This window comes from Bradyrhizobium sp. NBAIM08, from assembly GCF_020193935.1.
Classification (GTDB): domain Bacteria; phylum Pseudomonadota; class Alphaproteobacteria; order Rhizobiales; family Xanthobacteraceae; genus Bradyrhizobium; species Bradyrhizobium yuanmingense.
On sequence record NZ_JADYVR010001421.1, the window covers coordinates 1 to 379 of the forward strand.

A 379-nucleotide genomic window follows, 5' to 3' on the forward strand; every position below is an offset into this window, starting at 1 on the left:
CCGACCCGCTTGCCGTCGGGCAGGAACACGCCGAACAGCCCGCGGTCGGGGATCGTGCCGCCCGACGTGACGGCCAGGCGCTTCGAGCCATCCCGGGCCCGCACCATGTCCGTGGCCCGGTTCCACACCACCCGGGGCCGCAGCTCGGCGAACTCCTCGCTGGGGTAGCGCCCGGCCAAGAGGTCGAGGGTGTTGTTCAGCTGGTCGTCGGACAGCTCGGCGAAGTTGGCCGAGCGGCGCACCAGCGCGGCGATGCCGTCACGGGACACCTCCTCGTGGGCGGCGGCGTGAGCCACGATCTGTTGGGCGAGCACGTCGAGCGGGTTGCGCAGGTAGTGGGTCGACTCGATCTCCCCGTCGATCATGCGCCGGGTGACGA

At 71.5% G+C, this 379-nt stretch carries 1 protein-coding gene; it reads right to left on the reverse strand.

The genetic code is table 11. The features are described from left to right. A partial coding sequence (locus I6F37_RS45235; RefSeq protein ID WP_225155163.1) for a hypothetical protein occupies positions 1-365 on the reverse strand: 365 nt, incomplete at its 3' end. Positions 366-379 lie beyond the last annotated feature (14 nt).